Source organism: Streptomyces coacervatus (genome assembly GCF_029223485.1).
In the GTDB taxonomy this organism is placed as follows: domain Bacteria; phylum Actinomycetota; class Actinomycetes; order Streptomycetales; family Streptomycetaceae; genus Streptomyces; species Streptomyces coacervatus.
On record NZ_JARHTP010000010.1, the window covers coordinates 292,677 to 309,682 of the forward strand.

The window sequence follows — 17,006 nt, forward strand, 5'->3', positions numbered from 1 at the left end:
GAGTTCAGACCTCCTCGCCCAGCAGCGCCAGAAAGTCCCGGAACGCCCCCGGCATGTCCACCGACTCCGGGTCCAGCAGCCACTGGTACTGCAGACCGTCCATCACCGCGACCAGCAGCGGGGCCGTGCGCTCCGGCGTCAGGCCGTTCGGCAGCCGCTCCCCGTACTCGGCGCGCAGCACCGACGCCATGCTCTCCCGCACCTGCCGGTACCGCTCGGTGAAGTACGCCCGCGCCGGATGCCCCTCCGTCACGCTCTCGCCCAGCAGCGCCGAGAAGGTCTGGATGATGCCGGGCCGCATCGCGTTGTACTCGACGAGGGAGGCCAGGAGGTCGATGCGCCACTGTGTGGCCGGGACGGCATCCCACCGGTCCCGGTCCTTCAGTACGGCGACCAGCAGCGCGTCCTTGGTCGGGAAGTAGTGCAACAGCCCCTGCTGGGTGAGCCCGACGCGCTCCGCGACCGCGGCCAGGCTCGCACCCCGGTAACCGCGCTCGGCGATCACCTCCAGCGCCGCCCGCACGATCTCCGCGCGCCGTTCCTCGCTCCTGAGCCTGGCGTTCATGGCGTCACCGTACGACATCCTCGTACAGCAAATATTACGGAATCATCACGAAACCTACCGCGTTACAGGTAGCGAGGTGCACGATTGGCGCAGGACGACAGGACTCGACGAGGAGGCACCGCGATGGCGACAACCCCGGGAAACAGCGGCGACCGGGCCCGTGAGGCAGCCGTGGAGGCGGCGCTCGGCAAGCTGGACCTGGACGCCAAGGCCCGGCTGCTGTCCGGTCAGGACATGTGGTCCCTGCCCGCCCTGCCGGAGATCGGTCTCCGGTCGATCGTCATGTCCGACGGGCCGATCGGGGTGCGCGGTGTGCGGTGGACCGCCGACGACCCGTCCATCGCCCTGCCCTCCCCGACCGCCCTCGCCGCCACCTGGGACCCGGAGCTCGCCCGCCGCGCCGGCGCGCTGCTCGCGCAGGAGGCGCGCCGCAAGGGCGTGCATGTGCTCCTCGCCCCGACCGTCAATCTCCATCGCTCCCCGCTCGGCGGACGCCACTTCGAGGCGTACAGCGAGGACCCGTATCTGACGGGCGCCATCGGCGCGGGCTATGTGCAGGGGGTCCAGTCGGGCGGCGTCGGCACCACCGTCAAGCACTTCGTCGCCAACGACGCCGAGACCGACCGCTTCACGGTGAACAACCTGGTGGGCCAACGCGCGCTGCGCGAGCTCTACCTGGCCCCCTTCGAGCTCATCGTCGAGAACGCCCACCCCTGGGGCATCATGACCGCCTACAACACGGTCAACGGCACGACGATGACCGAGCACCGGTATCTCGTGAACGAAGTCCTGCGCGGCGAATGGGGCTTCGACGGCTACAACGTCTCCGACTGGATGGCCGCCCGGTCGACGGTCGCGGCGATCGAAGGCGGCCTCGACGTCGCCATGCCCGGCCCGCGGACCGTGTACGGCCCGCCCCTCGCGGGGGCCGTCCGGGACGGCAGGGTCGAGGAAGCCGTCGTCGACGAGGCCGTCCGCAACGTCCTGCGGCTCGCCGCCCGCGTCGGCGCCCTGGAGAGCGCCGAGCCGGCCGTCACCGAACCGCCCGAGACCGTCGACGGCATCGCACTGGCCCGCGAGATCGCCCGCCGCGCCTTCGTCCTCGTGAAGAACGACAACGGTGCCCTGCCCCTCAAGCCCGGCACGGTGGCGCTGATCGGCGCCGCCGCCCGCGACGCCCGCGTCCTCGGCGGGGGTTCGGCGACGGTCTTCCCGGCCCGCATCGTCTCCCCGCTGGACGGCCTCACCGCCGCCCTCCCCGAAGACACCCTCACCTACGCCGTCGGCGCCGACCCGAACACCGAACTCGCCGTGGCGGACAAGGGCTTCGAGCTGCGGGCCGTCTGCCGGGACGCCGACGGGAACGTCATCGGCACGGGCTCCGCACCGGGCGGCCAGATCCAGTGGATGGGTTCGGACCTCCCCGAGGGCGTCACCCACGACCGCCTGCACACCGTCGAGCTGACCGGCACCTTCACCCCGCGCGACACCGGCCCGCACACCTTCGGCATCAAGGGCACCGGCCCCTTCACCCTCACCGTCGCGGGCACGACGTACTACGACGACGTCCAGCGCCCCGCCGACGACAGCGACCCCTTCGAGGCGTTCTTCGGCTCCCCGGTGCCCCGCGCCCAGCCCGAACTGACCGCCGGCGAGCCGGTCGACGTCTCCCTCACCCATGTCTTCGCGCTCCCCGAGGAGATCCCCTTCAAGGTCGTCGCCTTCGCCCTCGCCCACCAGGAACCGCAGCGCGACGGCGACGAGCTGATCGCCGAGGCCGTGGCGGCCGCCCGCGCCGCCGACACCGCCGTCGTGGTGGTCGCCACCACCGACCGCGTGGAGTCCGAGGGCTTCGACCGCAAGGACCTCACCCTCCCGGGCCGCCAGGACGAACTGGTCCGCGCCGTCGCCGCCGCCAACCCGAACACCGTCGTGGTCGTCAACTCCGGCTCGCCGGTCGAGCTCCCGTGGCGCGAGGACGTCGCCGCCGTCCTGCTCAGCTGGTTCCCCGGCCAGGAGGGCGGCGCGGCCCTCGCGGAGGTGCTGACGGGCGCGTACGAGCCGGGCGGCCGCCTCCCCACCACCTGGGGCTCCCTGTCCGACGCCCCGGTCACCCAGGTGGTCCCGGAGAACGGCCAACTCCCTTACGACGAGGGCGTCTTCATCGGTTACCGCGCCTGGGAGAGGGAGGGGCGGACCCCCTCGTACCCCTTCGGCCACGGCCTCGGCTACACCGACTGGACGTACGAGTCCGTCGAGGTGGACGGCAACGGCACCACCGCCAGGATCCGCGTCCGCAACTCCGGCGAGCGCCCGGGCCGGGAGGTGGTGCAGGTCTACCTGGCGCCGGCCGAGCCCGGCCCCGACCGCCCGGCACGCCGGCTGGCGGGTTTCGCGGGCGTCGAGGCGGGACCGGGGGAGACGGCCGAGGCCGTCGTCGACATCCCCCGCCGTGCCTTCGAGGTGTGGGACGAGGCGGTCGGCTCATGGTCATTTGTGAAGGGTTCGTACGAAATCCAGGTGAGCCGCTCGATCACCGACCGTCGTCTCACCGCGACGATTAACGTCTGATCGGGGACGAGTCGCCCCACGAACAGCCCCGGTCCGGGACCTGACCCCTGGACCGGGGCAGTGCGCTCCGCGGGTTGTGCCGTGACGGGGCGTCTGTCGTCTGCCGGTGCGTCGTGGCTGGTCGCGCAGTTCCCCGCGCCCCTTTGGGGCGCCTGCTCAGCCGGTGGTGAACCCGTACACCGTCTCCGACCGGAACACCCCGCCCGGCCGCAGCACCGTGCTCGGGAAGTCCGGCCGGTTCGGGGAGTCGGGGAAGTGCTGGGTCTCCAGCGCGATGCCGTCGCCGGGGGCGAAGGGGGCGGACAGATGGTCCGCGGTGTACAGCTGGAGGCCGGGCTCGGTGGTCGCCACGGTCAGGACGCGGCCGGACGCCGGGTCGTACAGCTCGGCGACCTCCCGGGCGGCCTCCGTCACCCCGCCGTCGAGCACGAAGTTGTGGTCGTACCCGGCGCCGACCTTCCGCGCCCGACGGAAGTCGAAGCGCGTGCCCGTCACGTCGGCGGGGTCACCGGCCGGGATCAGATCGGCGTCGACCGGGGTGCAGCGGGAGGCGGCGAGCCGCAGTTCGTGGCCGCCCGCGTTGCCCGAGCCGCCGAGGTTGAAGTAGCTGTGGTTCGTCAGGTTCACCACGGTCGGCGCGTCCGTCACCGCCTCGTACGCGATCCGCAGCGCGCCGTCGGCGTCCAGCGTGTACGTCGCCGAGACCTCCAGCCGCCCCGGGAAGCCCTCCTCCCCGTGCGGGCTCACCCGGCTCAGCCGCACCCCGTGCGCCCCGTCCGGCGTCACGTCCCACACCCGCTTGTCGAAGCCGCGCGGGCCGCCGTGCAGGGAGTTGGGCGCGTTGTTCGGCTCCAGGGCGTACGTCACCCCGTCCAGCGGGAAACGGCCGCCCGCGATCCGGTTGGCGTACCGGCCGATGAGCGCGCCCAAGTACGGCTCCGGGTGGGTGAGATAGCCGTCCAGGTCCGCGAACCCCAGCACCACGTCCCCGGTACGCCCCTCCCGGTCCGGGACCTCCACCGACTGCACGATCCCGCCGTACGACAGGATCCGCACCCGCACACCGGCCCGCTCCAGCGTCCAGCGGTGGACCTGGGTGCCGTCGGAAAGTGTGCCGAAGAGTTCGTTCATGTGCGGAACTTTAGGTCACCCCTTCTTGCCGGTGACGGCTCGGTAGGCGATCTCCGCCAGCCGCGCCTGGCCGTTCACACTCGGGTGGAACCAGTCCCAGTGGCTCAACTGGTCGGTCCCGAACCGGTAGTCGTACACCGCGCCCCCGTCGAACCGGCACCGCCGGTCCTTCGCGCACACCTCCCGAAGCACCTTGTTGTACGCCTCCACCCGCTTCTGCACCGTGTCCCGCCGCAGCGTGGCCGCCGAGTCCAGCGCGTCCGCGTCGCCCAGCATGGAGGGGCAGATGCCGAGCTTCCACACCTGCTTGCCGAGCGGGTTGGTGCGGCCCTGGGACCACAGCCGCTTCAGGTTCGGCACGCTCGCCACGTACACCTGCGTCCTGGGCAGCGACCTGCGCAGGGTGCCCAGCGCGTCCTCGAAGTCCGCGCGGAAGCTGTCCACCGAGGTCATGGCGGAGGTGCTGTCCCGGCAGGCGTCGTTCGCCCCCGCCATCACCGTCACCAACTGCGGCCTGCGCGTCGCCGCCTGCGCCATCTGGCCCGGCAGGTCCGCCATCCGAGCCCCGGTCACCGCGTAGTTCCAGCTGCGCGTCGCCGCCTGCGCCCTGCCCAGCAGCCGTACGGCGAGACTGTCCACCTTGGCGCTGCTGCCGGTCGCCCAGGACACCTCGGGGCAGTCCGACAGGACCGTACAGGCGTCGAAGCCGCGGGTGATGGAGTCACCGACCGCGGCGATCGAACGGGGGCTCACATCCCAAGTCGGTGCCGGCTTCGCGCTGTGCGCCGTGGTGCCCGTGGGCCCGGCGGAGTTGCCACCGACTGCGTCGCAGCCGGCGACGCCCAGGACGGTCACCGCCGCGGCGGCGAGAACGGCCCGTGAACGGTGGCTTGGCTTCCGCATACGCCGGCGATCCCCTCGGTCCAGTCCCACTACGTACAGATGTGTCCCCCCATAACAACGCGCGAGAGTTCCCGATCCACGCACCATGCAACGGTTCACACCCGTACAAGCGTCCTGCCGGGTGAATGGCGGACGTTTCAGCGCACCGGGACCGACGGTACGTCACACTCCTTGCGCCGCCGCACGGTAGCCTCGCCCTCAACGTGGCCGCCCGGCCACATCGTCCGCCAGTTCGCCAGATTGTCCTGCTCTGCCCGGAGGTCCCGGTGACGACACGTGGGGTTCTGTACGTGCACTCCGCACCGCGCGCGCTGTGCCCGCACGTCGAGTGGGCCGTCGCCGGGGTGCTCGGCACGCGCGTCAACCTCGACTGGATCCGGCAGCCCGCCGCGCCCGGCACCTGGCGCTCGGAGTTCTCCTGGCAGGGCGAGGTGGGCACGGCCTCCAAACTGGCCTCCGCACTGCGCGGCTGGCACCTGCTCCGCTTCGAAGTCACCGCCGAGCCCTGCCCCACCGCAGAGGGCGAACGCTACAGCTGCACCCCCGACCTCGGCATCTTCCACGCAGTCACCGGCATCCACGGCGACATCCTCATCCCCGAGGACCGGTTGAGGGCAGCCCTGGTCCGCTCACAACAGGGCGAGACGGAACTGGAGTCCGAGATCACCAAGCTGCTCGGAAAGCCGTGGGACGACGAGTTGGAGCCTTTCAGGTATGCGGGTGAGGGAGCACCGGTTCGTTGGCTCCACCAGGTCGTGTAGGTGCTTTTAGGGGCGCGGGGAACTGCGCGATCAACCCCCACCGGCCCGCAGACAAACAAACAACATGTGGCCCGCCCCCAACCCGGGGAGCGGGCCACACGCCGTTCACGGCAAAAAATCAGACCGTACGGAACGCCAGCACCACGTTGTGCCCACCGAACCCGAAGGAATCATTGAGGGCCGCAATACGGCCCTCAACGGGCAGCTTCCGGGCCTCGCCACGGACGATGTCCGCAGCCGCCTCCGCCTCCGGGTCGAGGTTCTCGACGTTGATGGTCGGCGGAGCAACCCGGTGGTACAGCGCCAGGATCGTGGCGACGGACTCGACACCGCCCGCACCACCCAGCAGATGGCCGGTCATCGACTTGGTGGCGGAAACCGCCATGTGGTCGGCCTCGTCGCCGAACACCTTCCGCAGCGCCTTGAGCTCGGCCACGTCACCGGCCGGCGTCGAGGTCGCGTGCGCGTTGACGTGCACGATCTCGGCCGGGTTCAGGTCGGTGCGCTCCAGCAGGTTCTGCAGGGCGTGCGCGATGCCGCGGCCCTCGGGCTCGGGCTGCACGATGTCGTGGGCGTCGGAGGAGACGCCCTGTCCGACCGCCTCCGCGTACACGCGGGCGCCGCGCTTGGCGGCGTGCTCGGCGGACTCCAGGACGAGAACGCCGGCGCCCTCGCCGAGGACGAAGCCGTCACGGGCGACGTCGTAGGGACGCGAGGCGCCCTCGGGGTCGTCGTTGTTCTTGGACATCGCCATCATGTTGCCGAACGCGGCGATGGGGAGGGGGTGGATGGCCGCCTCCGTGCCACCCGCGACGACGACGTCGGCGCGGCCGGTGCGGATCATCTCGATGGCGTAGCCGATGGCCTCGGCGCCCGACGCGCAGGCGGAGACCGGCGTGTGCACGCCCGCACGGGCGCCCACGAGCAGGCCCACGTTGGCGGAGGGGCTGTTCGGCATCAGCATGGGGACGGTGTGCGGGGAGACGCGGCGGACGCCCTTCTCCTTGAGCACGTCGTACTGGTCGAGGAGGGTCGTCACACCGCCGATGCCGGAGGCGATGACGGCACCGAGCCGGTCCGGGTCGATGCTGGCGTCCTCACCGGCCTTGTCGGTGAAACCGGCGTCCGCCCAGGCCTCCTTGGCCGCGATCAGCGCGAACTGCGCCGAGCGGTCCAGGCGGCGGGCCTGCGGCCGCGGGATGACCTCGGAAGGGTCCACGGCGACGGGCGCGGCAATGCGGACCGCCTGCTCGGCGGCCCACTCCTGCTCCAGGGGCTTCACACCGGACTTGCCGGCGATCAGGCCCTCCCAGGTAGAGGCTGCGTCGCCACCCAGCGGTGTGGTTGCGCCGATACCGGTGACGACCACGGTGCGATTGGTCGGGCTCACGGGAATTCTTTCTCCAACGGATCGGGATTCAGCGGCGCCACCGCCGGGTGGCGGGGCAATGCAGCCGGGCCTAAAAGGCTCAGGCCTGGTGCTTGAGGATGTAGTTGGTCGCGTCGCCGACCGTCTTGAGGTTCTTGACATCCTCGTCCGGGATCTTGACGTCGAAGCGCTCTTCAGCGGCGACGACGACCTCGACCATGGACAGCGAGTCGACGTCCAGGTCGTCGGTGAAGGACTTGTCCAGCTGGACGTCCTCAACCGGGATGCCGGCGATCTCGTTCACGATGTCGGCGAGACCGGCGACGATCTCTTCCTGAGTGGCGGCCATGTCAGGCGCTCCTTCGTAGTAATCCAGAGGGTGTGGCTGTGTTGAATCCCGTGCCGGATCCGATGATGATCCGGCACGGAGTGCCTAGGGGAGGGTAACGACCGTCGCGGCGTACACGAGACCCGCCCCGAAGCCGATGACGAGCGCGGTGTCGCCGCTCTTCGCCTCGCCGGTCGCCAGAAGCCGCTCCATCGCGAGCGGAATCGAGGCGGCCGAGGTGTTGCCGGTGGTGCGTACGTCACGCGCGACCGTGACGTGCTCCGGCAGTTTCAGCGTCTTCACCATCGAGTCGATGATCCGCTCGTTGGCCTGGTGGGGAATGAAGACGTCCAGGTCGTCCGCGGTGATTCCGGCCGCGTCCAGCGCCTGCTGGGCGACCTTCGCCATCTCGAACACGGCCCAGCGGAACACCGCCTGGCCCTCCTGCGTGATCGCAGGGAACTTGGCGACCTCGCCGTCGCGGTAGTCCGTCCACGGCACGGTCTGCTTGATCGTCTCGGACTTGTCGCCCTCGGAACCCCAGATGGTCGGGCCGATCTCGGGTTCCTGGGACGGGCCGACCACGACCGCGCCCGCGCCGTCGCCGAACAGGAAGGCCGTGGCCCGGTCCTCCAGGTCGGTGAGGTCGGACAGCCGCTCGACGCCGATGACGAGGACGTACTCCGCGGAGCCCTCGACGATCATGCCCTTGGCGAGCGTGAGGCCGTAGCCGAAGCCCGCGCAGCCCGCCGAGATGTCGAAGGCGGCGGCCTTGTTCGTGCCCAGCTTGTCGGCGATCTCCGTCGCCACGGCGGGGGTCTGCTTGAAGTGCGAGACGGTCGAGACGATCACGCCGCCGATCTGCTCGGCGGAGATGCCGGCGTCGGCGATCGCCTTGCCCGACGCCTCGATCGACATCGCGGCGACGGTCTCCTCGTCGGAGGCCCAGTGCCGGGTCTCGATGCCGGAGCGCGAACGGATCCACTCGTCGGAGGAGTCGATCGTCTCGAGGATCACCTCGTTGGGCACCACCCGGGTCGGGCGGTAACCGCCCACGCCGAGGATGCGCGCGTACGGGGCGCCCTTGCTGGGCTTGATCTTCGACATGTTCGTACGGCTCCTTGGTGTCAGGCGTTGGCGTGCTCGGCGATGAGCTCGCGGGCCGCGTCGAGGTCGTCGGGGGTCTTGAGCGCGAGGGTCTTCACGCCCGGCAGCGCGCGCTTGGCGAGGCCGACCAGCGTGCCGCCGGGGCAGACCTCGATGATCGCGGTCGCGCCGAGCTCCTTGAAGGTCTCCATGCACAGGTCCCAGCGGACCGGGTTGGCGACCTGGCCGACCAGCCGCTCCAGCACCTCGGCGCCGGTCGTGACCGTCTGCCCGTCCTTGTTGGAGACGTACGTGAACTTCGGGTCGGCGGGGGCCAGTTCGGCGGCGGCCTTCGCCAGCGCGTCGACCGCGGGCGCCATGTGGCGCGTGTGGAAGGCGCCGGCGACCTTCAGCGGGACGACCTTGCGGACGCCCTCGGGCTTGTCCTCGTTCAGCGCGGCGAGCTGCTCCAGCGTGCCCGCGGCGACGATCTGGCCCGCGCCGTTCACGTTCGCCGGGGTCAGACCCAGCTTCTCCAGGTGCGCGACGGAGACCTCCGGGTCGCCGCCGAGCAGCGCCGACATACCGGTCTCGGTGATCGCGGCGGCGTCGGCCATGGCCAGACCCCGCTTGCGTACGAGGGTCAGCGCGGCCGTGTCGTCGAGGATGCCCGCGAAGGAGGCGGCGGTGATCTCGCCGACGGAGTGGCCCGCGACGGCGCCCGGCGTGATGGCACCGAGTGCCGCGGCGGACAGGATGCCGGCGGCGACGAGCAGCGGCTGGGCCACGGCGGTGTCGCGGATCTCATCCGCGTCGGCCTGGGTGCCGTAGTGGGCGAGGTCCAGTCCGATGGCGTCCGACCACGCGGCGACGCGGTCTGCGGCACCGGGGAGGTCGAGCCAGGGAGTCAGGAAGCCGGGCGTCTGGGCGCCCTGGCCGGGAGCGACGAGTACGAGCACTCTCACACTCTCTCTTGTGGACGGCCACTGCCGCCCGTGAGGACAGGGACGAAGAACACGAAGGGGTTTTGTAGGCCCCCGACAAAACGCTAGGCCGGGAGATCTCCATCGGCCAGACGCCCCAGGATCAGCGCGATCCGCAGCGTGAACGCGGAGCGTACATCGGAAGGTGACCAGCCGGTGACGTCAGTCACACGTCGGAGCCGGTAGCGCACGGTGTTCGGGTGAACGAAGAGCATCCGGGCCGCCCCCTCCAGACTGCTCGCCTGCTCGAGATAGACGGAGAGCGTCTCCAGAAGCGCCGAGCCGGCCTCCTCCAGCGGTCTGTAGATCTCCTCCACCAGCTGCTCGCGCGCGCTCGGGTCGCCGGCGATCGCGCGCTCCGGCAGCAGATCGTCCGCGAGCACCGGCCGCGGGGCGTCCTGCCAGGCGGAACACGCCTTGAGCCCGGCGGCCGCGGCCTGCGCGGACCGGGTCGCGGCCAGCAGATCGGCCACCACGGGCCCGGCCACCACGGGCCCGGCCGCATACGGCCCGATCAGCGACTTGGCCACGGCGATCGGGTTGTCGCTGCCACCGGCGATGACGACGAGCCGGTCCCCGAGCACCCCGGTGAGCACCTGCAGCTTGGCGTGCCGGGCGGCCCGCCGGATCGCCTCGACGGTCAGCTCGGAGTCCCCGTCGGGGGCGGTCCCGAGGACGACACACACATGCTCGGGGGCGTTCCACCCCAGGGCGGCGGCCCGGCTCACCGCCCCCTCGTCGGCCTCACCGCTCAGCACGGCATTGACGACGAGGGACTCCAGCCGCGCGTCCCAGGCACCGCGTGCCTCGGCGGCCTGGGCGTACACCTGGGCGGTGGCGAAGGCGATCTCGCGGGCGTAGACGAGCAGCGCCTCGCGCAGCACTCTCTCGTCGCCGGGAGCCGCGACCTCGTCGATCGCGCTCTCCATGACCTCGATGGTAGTGCGCACCATCTCGACGGTCTGCCGCAGCGTGATCGCCCGGGTCAGCTCGCGCGGCGCGGTCCCGAACACGTCGGTCGAGATGGCCTGCGGGGCATCGGGATGCCGGAACCACTCGGTGAACGCGGCGATACCGGCCTGGGCGACCAACCCGATCCAGGAACGGTTCTCCGGGGGCATCGCCCGGTACCACGGCAGCGTCTCGTCCATGCGCGCGATGGCCTGCGCGGCGAGAGAGCCGGAGGACTTCTCCAGTCGCTTCAGGGTCGCGGCGTGCGAGTGGACGCCGGACGCGGCGGCTTCGGGCTTGCTCGTTTCGGGTTCGGGCACGGGGACAAGACTGCCTTATCCGGACGGGAGTGTGCGTCGCCGGGTACAGCCCCTCAGGTCTACCGTGGTGTTCGTGATGGACGTACGGCGCGCCGTGGAGCGCTATTCAGGGGGCGACCCGGCAGCCGGTATCGAGTCGTGGCACGCCTTCTCCTTCGGCCCGCACTACGACCCCGACAACCTCCGCTTCGGCGCGGTGATCGCCTGCAACGAGGAGCGCCTCGCCCCCGGCGCCGGCTTCGACGAACACCCGCACAGCCACACCGAGATCGTGACCTGGGTGGTCGAGGGCGAGCTGACCCACCGTGACTCCTTCGGCCACGAGACGACGGTCCGGCACGGGGACGTCCAGCGGCTGAGCTCGGCGGCGGGCGTGCGCCACGTGGAGCGCAACGACGGCCCGACCCCCCTGACCTTCGTCCAGATGTGGCTGGCCCCCCGCGAGCCCGGCGGCGACCCCGCATACGAGATCGTCCACGGCATCGCGGACTCGACGCCGTACGCGGTCCCGGAGGCGGGCGCCATGCTCCACGTGAGGCGTCTGGGGGCGGGGGAGCGGACGGCGGTGCCGGACGGGCCGTACGTCTACGTCCACGTCGTAGGCGGCGAAGTGCGGCTGGACGGCGAGGAGTTGGGGCCGGGGGATGCGGCGCGGATCACGGACGCCAAGGACGTGGAGGTCGTGGGGGTGACGGAGGCGGAGCTGCTGATCTGGGAGATGGCGGGATTTACCAGCCCGTCCGGCGTTTGAGGACGAGGCCGTTCAGGCCGAAGCGGGGGTCTGGGGGCGGCAGCCCCCAGGGACGGGAAGGGCAGGGGCGGCGGGGGCGAAAAACCCTCGGTGTCCCCGCCGACCTCAGCCCCGCAGCTCCGCCAGCACCGCATCCGTGAACACCGGCCACACCTCGACCGCCCAAGGCCCGAACGCCCGGTCCGTCAGCGCCACGCCGGCCACCCCCGCATCCGGGTCGACCCACAGGAACGTACCCGACTGACCGAAGTGCCCGAAGGTCCGCGGCGACGAGGAACTCCCCGTCCAGTGCGGGGACTTGGAGTCGCGGATCTCGAAGCCCAGGCCCCAGTCGTTCGGGTTCTGGTGGCCGTACCCCGGCAGGACGCCCTTCGTGCCCGGGTACTGGACCGTCATCGCCTCGGCGACCGTACGCGGGTCCAGCAGGCGCGGCGCCTGCACCTCGGCCGCGAAACGCAACAGGTCCTCGACCGTCGAGACGCCGTCCTTGGCGGGGGAGCCCTCCAGGGACGTGCCGGTCATCCCCAACGGCTCCAGCACCGCCTGCCGCAGATACTCCCCGAACGGGATGTCCGTCGCCTTGGCGATGTGGTCGCCGAGCTGCTCGAACCCGGCGTTGGAGTACAGCCGCCGCTCCCCGGGCGGCGCCGTCACCCGGTGCTCGTCGAACGCCAGCCCCGAGGTGTGGGCCAGCAGATGGCGGACCGTCGAGCCGGGCGGCCCGGCCGGTTCGTCGAGCTCGATCGCCCCCTCCTCGTACGCGACGAGGGCGGCGTACGCGGCGAGCGGCTTGGTGACCGAGGCGAGCGGGAAGCGGTGGCCTGCCGGGCCATGGGTGCCGAGGACCGTGCCGTCGCCACGCACCACACCCGCCGCGGCGGTGGGAACCGGCCAGTTTTCGATCAGCGCAAGGCTCTGCAAGGACATGCGGACGAGCCTAAGCGCTCACAACCTGAGCTCCAGCAAAGGGTCCGGCTTGGGCTTGAAACCGAGGGAGACGTACAGCGGCTCGGCCTCCGCGGACGCGGTCAGGTGCACCCGCGCGGCACCGCGCTCGCGGAACCAGTCCAGCAGTGTGTCCATGCACGCGCGCGCGTAGCCGCGACGGCGCGCGTCCGGGTCGGTTGCGACGCTGAACACGTAACCGACCGTCCCGTGCGGATCGCCCGCCTTCCCGATCCGGTAGTCGACCGTCCCGGCCACCAGCGCCGCCAGCGCCCCCGGCCGCTCCGGATGGTCGACGACGAACGCGGCGAAGCTCCCGTCCGCCTCGCCCAGCCGCTCCCGCAGCCCCGGCAGTGACTCCTCGTGCCAGTCCGTGGCAGGATCCGACCCCGGCATCGAATCGATCATCACCTGGCGCAGCCGCAGCACTTCCGGCGCGTCCTCGGGCACGGCCCGGCGTACAAGACTCATGACCCGCACGCTAGTCACCGCCATCGCGCCATGTCCCGCCGATTTCTTACCGGTTCCGCTTGCTTGGAGTGCACTCGAAGGCCATAGCGTTGAGGCCATGACGGTGATGGAGACCACGCCCACCAGGACCGACAGCTGCAGCGCCCCACCCCAGGCGCACCGGCGCCCCGAAGGCCAGGACAGTTACACGATCAGCGAGGTCGTCGCGTTCACCGGCCTGACCGCGCACACCCTGCGCTGGTACGAGCGCATCGGCCTGATGCCGCACGTGGACCGCTCGCACACGGGTCAGCGCCGCTACAGCAACCGCGACCTCGACTGGCTGGACCTCGTCGGCAAGCTCCGGCTCACCGGTATGCCGGTCGCCGACATGGTGCGGTACGCGGAGCTGGTGCGCGAGGGCGACCACACGTTCGGCGAACGGTTCGAGCTGCTGGAGCAGACCCGCCGGGACGTGCTGACCCGGATCGCGGAGCTGCAGGACACCCTCGCGGTGCTCGACCGGAAGATCAGTTTCTACGCGGACGCCGACCGCGCCCGTGCCTACGAGGCGGAGAAGGCGCGATGACGGACAGCAGGATCCCGACCGTACGACTCGGCGCGGACGGCCCCGAGGTCGGCGTACAGGGCCTCGGCTGCATGGGCATGAGCTTCGCCTACGGCCCCGCCGACGCGAAGGAGTCGCGGGCCGCCCTGGAGCGGGCCCTGGAGCTGGGCGTCACGCTGTACGACACGGCGGAGGGCTACGGCGACGGCGACAACGAGCGCTTCCTGTCGCCCTTCTTCAAGGCGCACCGGGACGACGTCGTCATCGCGACCAAGTTCGGCGTACGGGTCCCGGCGGGCGACCGCACCAAGCGGGTCATCCGCGGCGACGCCCCGTACGTCCGCCAGGCCGTCGAGGGCAGCCTGCGCCGCCTCGACGTCGACGTCATCGATCTCTACTACATGCACCGGCGCGATGTGAACGTGCCGATCGAGGAGACCGTCGGCGCCATGGCCGAGCTGGTCGGCGAGGGCAAGGTCAAGCACCTCGGCCTCAGCGAGGTCACCGCCGACGAACTGCGCGCCGCGCAGGCCGTGCACCCGATCGCCGCCGTCCAGTCGGAGTGGTCCCTCTTCAGCCGGGACATCGAGACCAACGTGGTGCCGGCCGCCCGCGAACTGGGCGTGGCCCTGGTCCCCTACTCCCCGCTCGGCCGCGGCTTCCTCGCCGGCTCCTTCTCCAACGCGGAGAAGGACCTGACCGACGGCGACGTCCGCCGCACGATGCCCCGCTTCCAGGGCGACAACGCGGCCACCAACGCAACCCTCCTGGAACCGATCCGCACGGTGGCCGCAGCACACGGTGCCTCGCCGGCTCAGATCGCCCTGGCCTGGGTCCAGCAACGAGCGGACGTACACGGCCTCGCGGTGGCCCAGATCCCGGGCACGACAAAGCGCCACCGGGTGGAGGAGAACGCGGCGGCGACGACGATCCTCCTGACGGAGGACGAGCTGGCTGCGCTGGAGCCAATCGCGTCAAAGGTGGCGGGAACGCGGTACCCGGACATGCGGTTCGCTTCTGCCGGGCGCGAGTAGCGGCTATTCGCTTTTAGGGGCGCGGGGAACTGCGCGACCAGCCACACTCAACCCGCACCAGCCAACGAACCGAACCCGGCAGACGCTAAAGCTCCGCCAACAACTCCGCCTTCTTAACGGAGTACTCCTCATCCGTCACCAGCCCCGCCTGATGCAGTTCCCCCAGGTGACGGATCCTTTCGGCGATGTCGGCGGGGTCGCGGCGCGGCGCGGAGGCCGATACGGCAGCCGCCGCTCCACGGCCCCGCACAGCTGCAAGCACGGCCGCCGCAAACGGCAACGACTCATGCACCGGGCCGTACCCCAGCCCGAACACCACAGCCCCCGGATCCTGATCCACCTGCGTAGCCGCCGCAGCGTCGCGTCGAAGCAACCGCAGATGCCCCTCGAACACCTCGGGTGACCGCCACTCCACCCCGCTCAGCTCACCGACCGGAAAACTCTGGTCCCCGGCCTTCCACTTCGCCGAGGACGCCCCCGTCCAGAACCACCGGAAGTGCACGGTCTTCCCGTCGAAGGACGCCTTCGCGTCGTACGCCTTGAACTGCCGGGGTGCCTCGGGCGCGGCCACCAGATACCGCTCGGCCGCCTCGCCGTCGCCTTTCAGCTGCGCCCGCAGCTCATCGGCGTAGTACTCGGCGAGAGTGTCCCGCTCGGCGGGCAGCACCAGCCGGTACGGGTCGCACCCTTCCTTGAGCTGTCCCGCCGCGGCCTCCAGCAACGGATCGGCCCCGGGCCGCACCTCGGCCCGCAGTACGACGGTGCCGCGCTTCCCGGGGGTCAGCGTCACCCCGGAGATCGCCTCCAGAGGCACTCGGCGTTCCCCCAGCGCCTGGAAGAGCTTGGGTGTTCGAATCCCCCGTTCGTAACGGATGAGCACGGAGTCGGACTCGAACTCCCAGGCGGCATGAAATCCGGCCAGTACATCACCCATGCGGCTCATCGTAGGCATGACCCGCTCCTTCGTCTCCACCCCGCGCAGACCGCAGTTTCTGCGCCTCTACGCGCGTCGGGCCGCGGTCGATCCGGACAAACCCTCCTGGCACACGCTCTCCTCGCGTGCGCAGTGCACCGACTGGTACGCGCCAACACCGATCTCCGCGAAGTTCAGCACGCTCTCCGTGCCCGGTTCGAAGTAACCGGCGTGCCCCTTCGCGCCCCGCGCGGACAGCACCCGTGCCCCGAACGCGGCCGACACCGGGTCGGCCCCGTGGCCCAGCCCGCCGACCTCCAGGTGCGGCACGTCCTGGACCCAGTCCGTGGCGTCCCGCATCGCCCACACCTGGGCGGAGGTGCGCAGATGGGAGGCCTTCTCGACGCGCATGCCGGGGCTGGCGGCCACCGCTATGTCGGCCACCCGGCGCGGCAGTGAGGGTGCGGCGATTCCGCACACCACGGAGCCGTAGCTGTGGCAGAACAGCGACACCGGCGCGCGGCCGGGCAGACCGCGCAGCATCGCGTTCAGCCGCAGCGCACCCTCGGCCGCGCGCATCGCCGTAGCCGAGTCGATGCCGAGCCCGGCGGGCGCCGTGTAGTCGGCCCAGGCGATCACGGCCGTACGCGTCGTCGGGCTCGCCGCCTTCTCCGCCGCGTACAGCGACTTGGCCATGCCCACGGGCGCCGAATACGGGCGGTTGGTCTTCTGGAAGGTGAGCAGGTCGGTGTCGACGCCGGGGACGACGACCGACACGCGCTCGGCCTGCTCCAGGTTCCCGATCACCTCCGCGACCCGCCCCGAACCCTCGGGGTCGAAGGCGAGGATGTGCCGGCCCTTGTGCAGCAGCGACTCATAGCGGTGCATACGGCGGCCCGCGTCCTGCTGCCCGACGGGCGAGAGCCGGCTGTCGTGCATGCGCCCCAGCTCGACCTTGCGCTGCTCAGCGAGTGCAACACGGTTGGCGCGGTAGCGCAGCGCGACGGGCGCGCCGTTCATGTTGCCGACCGCGAGGGGATAGCGGCGGGCGAGGTGGGCGCGTTCCTGAGCGGTGAGCGAGGCGAAGAAGCGGGCGAGGCGGGCGGGGGACGCGTCGGGGTCCGGCAGCCGGTGTCCGTGGATGCGGCCGTGCTCCCAGGAGGAGATCGAGGCCTGCAGCGGAGTCACCAAGCGGTGGCTGTGCAGGGCCGTCCACCCGGTGGTCGCCAGCATCACGAACACGACGGCCAGGGCGAGCAGTGCGCGCCAGACGTTCAATTGCGGGGAGGTGTCGAAGGAAGTCACTGGGAGGACACACTAGGAGAACGAGAGGGTCTCGCGTGAGTCGAGTGACGGGGATCACGTTTCGATAAACGT

17 protein-coding genes are annotated in these 17,006 nt (G+C 71.0%); 5 read left to right on the forward strand and 12 right to left on the reverse strand.

Translation table 11 applies throughout. The features are described from left to right. Window positions 1-4: 4 nt before the first annotated feature. Window positions 5-583 (reverse strand): TetR/AcrR family transcriptional regulator, encoded by a 579-nt coding sequence (locus P2Q00_RS25685; protein WP_275775074.1) that lies wholly within the window; start codon window positions 581-583, stop codon window positions 5-7. 105 nt (window positions 584-688) lie between these two features. Between P2Q00_RS25685 and P2Q00_RS25690 the strand changes: the two genes are divergently transcribed. Next, complete coding sequence (locus P2Q00_RS25690) at window positions 689-3,136, forward strand: beta-glucosidase family protein (protein ID WP_275775075.1); 2,448 nt, start codon at window positions 689-691, stop codon at window positions 3,134-3,136. A 156-nt stretch (window positions 3,137-3,292) separates the two neighbouring features. Here P2Q00_RS25690 and P2Q00_RS25695 read toward each other — a convergent pair whose 3' ends face one another. Then, complete coding sequence (locus P2Q00_RS25695; RefSeq protein WP_275775076.1) at window positions 3,293-4,267, reverse strand: aldose epimerase family protein; 975 nt, start codon at window positions 4,265-4,267, stop codon at window positions 3,293-3,295. 15 nt (window positions 4,268-4,282) lie between these two features. After that, window positions 4,283-5,170, reverse strand: a complete 888-nt coding sequence (locus tag P2Q00_RS25700; RefSeq protein ID WP_275775077.1) for an SGNH/GDSL hydrolase family protein — start codon at window positions 5,168-5,170, stop codon at window positions 4,283-4,285. Window positions 5,171-5,436: 266 nt separating this feature from the next. Between P2Q00_RS25700 and P2Q00_RS25705 the strand changes: the two genes are divergently transcribed. Next, window positions 5,437-5,931 (forward strand): DUF3145 domain-containing protein, encoded by a 495-nt coding sequence (locus P2Q00_RS25705; protein WP_275775078.1) that lies wholly within the window; start codon window positions 5,437-5,439, stop codon window positions 5,929-5,931. 118 nt (window positions 5,932-6,049) lie between these two features. On the opposite strand, the gene fabF is transcribed toward P2Q00_RS25705, so the two are convergent. The 5 genes from fabF to fasR all read right to left on the reverse strand — a co-directional run bounded on the left by fabF (window position 6,050) and on the right by fasR (window position 10,968). Then, window positions 6,050-7,321, reverse strand: coding sequence for a beta-ketoacyl-ACP synthase II (gene fabF, locus P2Q00_RS25710; protein ID WP_275775079.1), 1,272 nt, complete (start codon window positions 7,319-7,321; stop codon window positions 6,050-6,052). Between the two features lie 79 nt (window positions 7,322-7,400). Then, window positions 7,401-7,649, reverse strand: a complete 249-nt coding sequence (locus P2Q00_RS25715; protein ID WP_030931809.1) for an acyl carrier protein — start codon at window positions 7,647-7,649, stop codon at window positions 7,401-7,403. A gap of 84 nt (window positions 7,650-7,733) precedes the next feature. Then, window positions 7,734-8,735, reverse strand: coding sequence for a ketoacyl-ACP synthase III (locus tag P2Q00_RS25720; protein WP_275775080.1), 1,002 nt, complete (start codon window positions 8,733-8,735; stop codon window positions 7,734-7,736). 20 nt (window positions 8,736-8,755) lie between these two features. Next, on the reverse strand, window positions 8,756-9,673 hold the full coding sequence (locus tag P2Q00_RS25725) for an ACP S-malonyltransferase (RefSeq protein WP_275775081.1): 918 nt from the start codon (window positions 9,671-9,673) through the stop codon (window positions 8,756-8,758). Window positions 9,674-9,762: 89 nt separating this feature from the next. After that, window positions 9,763-10,968 carry a fatty acid biosynthesis transcriptional regulator FasR gene (fasR, locus tag P2Q00_RS25730; protein WP_275775082.1) on the reverse strand — a complete coding sequence of 402 codons (1,206 nt, stop codon included), beginning with the start codon at window positions 10,966-10,968 and terminating at the stop codon, window positions 9,763-9,765. Window positions 10,969-11,041: 73 nt separating this feature from the next. Between fasR and P2Q00_RS25735 the strand changes: the two genes are divergently transcribed. Continuing rightward, entirely contained in the window at window positions 11,042-11,719 is a 678-nt protein-coding gene (locus tag P2Q00_RS25735; RefSeq protein WP_275775083.1) for a pirin family protein, read from the forward strand. Window positions 11,720-11,824: 105 nt separating this feature from the next. Here the strand turns inward: P2Q00_RS25735 and P2Q00_RS25740 are convergent, their stop codons facing one another. Further along, window positions 11,825-12,646, reverse strand: a complete 822-nt coding sequence (locus P2Q00_RS25740; protein ID WP_275775084.1) for a serine hydrolase domain-containing protein — start codon at window positions 12,644-12,646, stop codon at window positions 11,825-11,827. Between the two features lie 18 nt (window positions 12,647-12,664). Then, complete coding sequence (locus P2Q00_RS25745; RefSeq protein WP_275775085.1) at window positions 12,665-13,135, reverse strand: GNAT family N-acetyltransferase; 471 nt, start codon at window positions 13,133-13,135, stop codon at window positions 12,665-12,667. 97 nt (window positions 13,136-13,232) lie between these two features. On the opposite strand from P2Q00_RS25745, the gene P2Q00_RS25750 reads away from it, so the two are divergent. Together P2Q00_RS25750 and P2Q00_RS25755 are read left to right on the forward strand one after the other, a co-directional pair. After that, window positions 13,233-13,703 (forward strand): MerR family transcriptional regulator, encoded by a 471-nt coding sequence (locus P2Q00_RS25750; protein ID WP_275775086.1) that lies wholly within the window; start codon window positions 13,233-13,235, stop codon window positions 13,701-13,703. Then, window positions 13,700-14,716 (forward strand): aldo/keto reductase, encoded by a 1,017-nt coding sequence (locus tag P2Q00_RS25755; protein WP_275775087.1) that lies wholly within the window; start codon window positions 13,700-13,702, stop codon window positions 14,714-14,716. The genes P2Q00_RS25750 and P2Q00_RS25755 overlap by 4 nt, the downstream gene beginning before the upstream one ends. An 85-nt stretch (window positions 14,717-14,801) precedes the next feature. Here P2Q00_RS25755 and P2Q00_RS25760 read toward each other — a convergent pair whose 3' ends face one another. Further along, window positions 14,802-15,659 (reverse strand): DUF4429 domain-containing protein, encoded by an 858-nt coding sequence (locus P2Q00_RS25760; RefSeq protein WP_425579626.1) that lies wholly within the window; start codon window positions 15,657-15,659, stop codon window positions 14,802-14,804. A 57-nt stretch (window positions 15,660-15,716) separates the two neighbouring features. Next, the gene (locus P2Q00_RS25765) at window positions 15,717-16,934 is read right to left on the reverse strand and encodes an alpha/beta hydrolase (RefSeq protein WP_275775089.1); all 1,218 of its coding nucleotides are present in this window, start codon (window positions 16,932-16,934) and stop codon (window positions 15,717-15,719) included. Window positions 16,935-17,006: the final 72 nt, after the last annotated feature.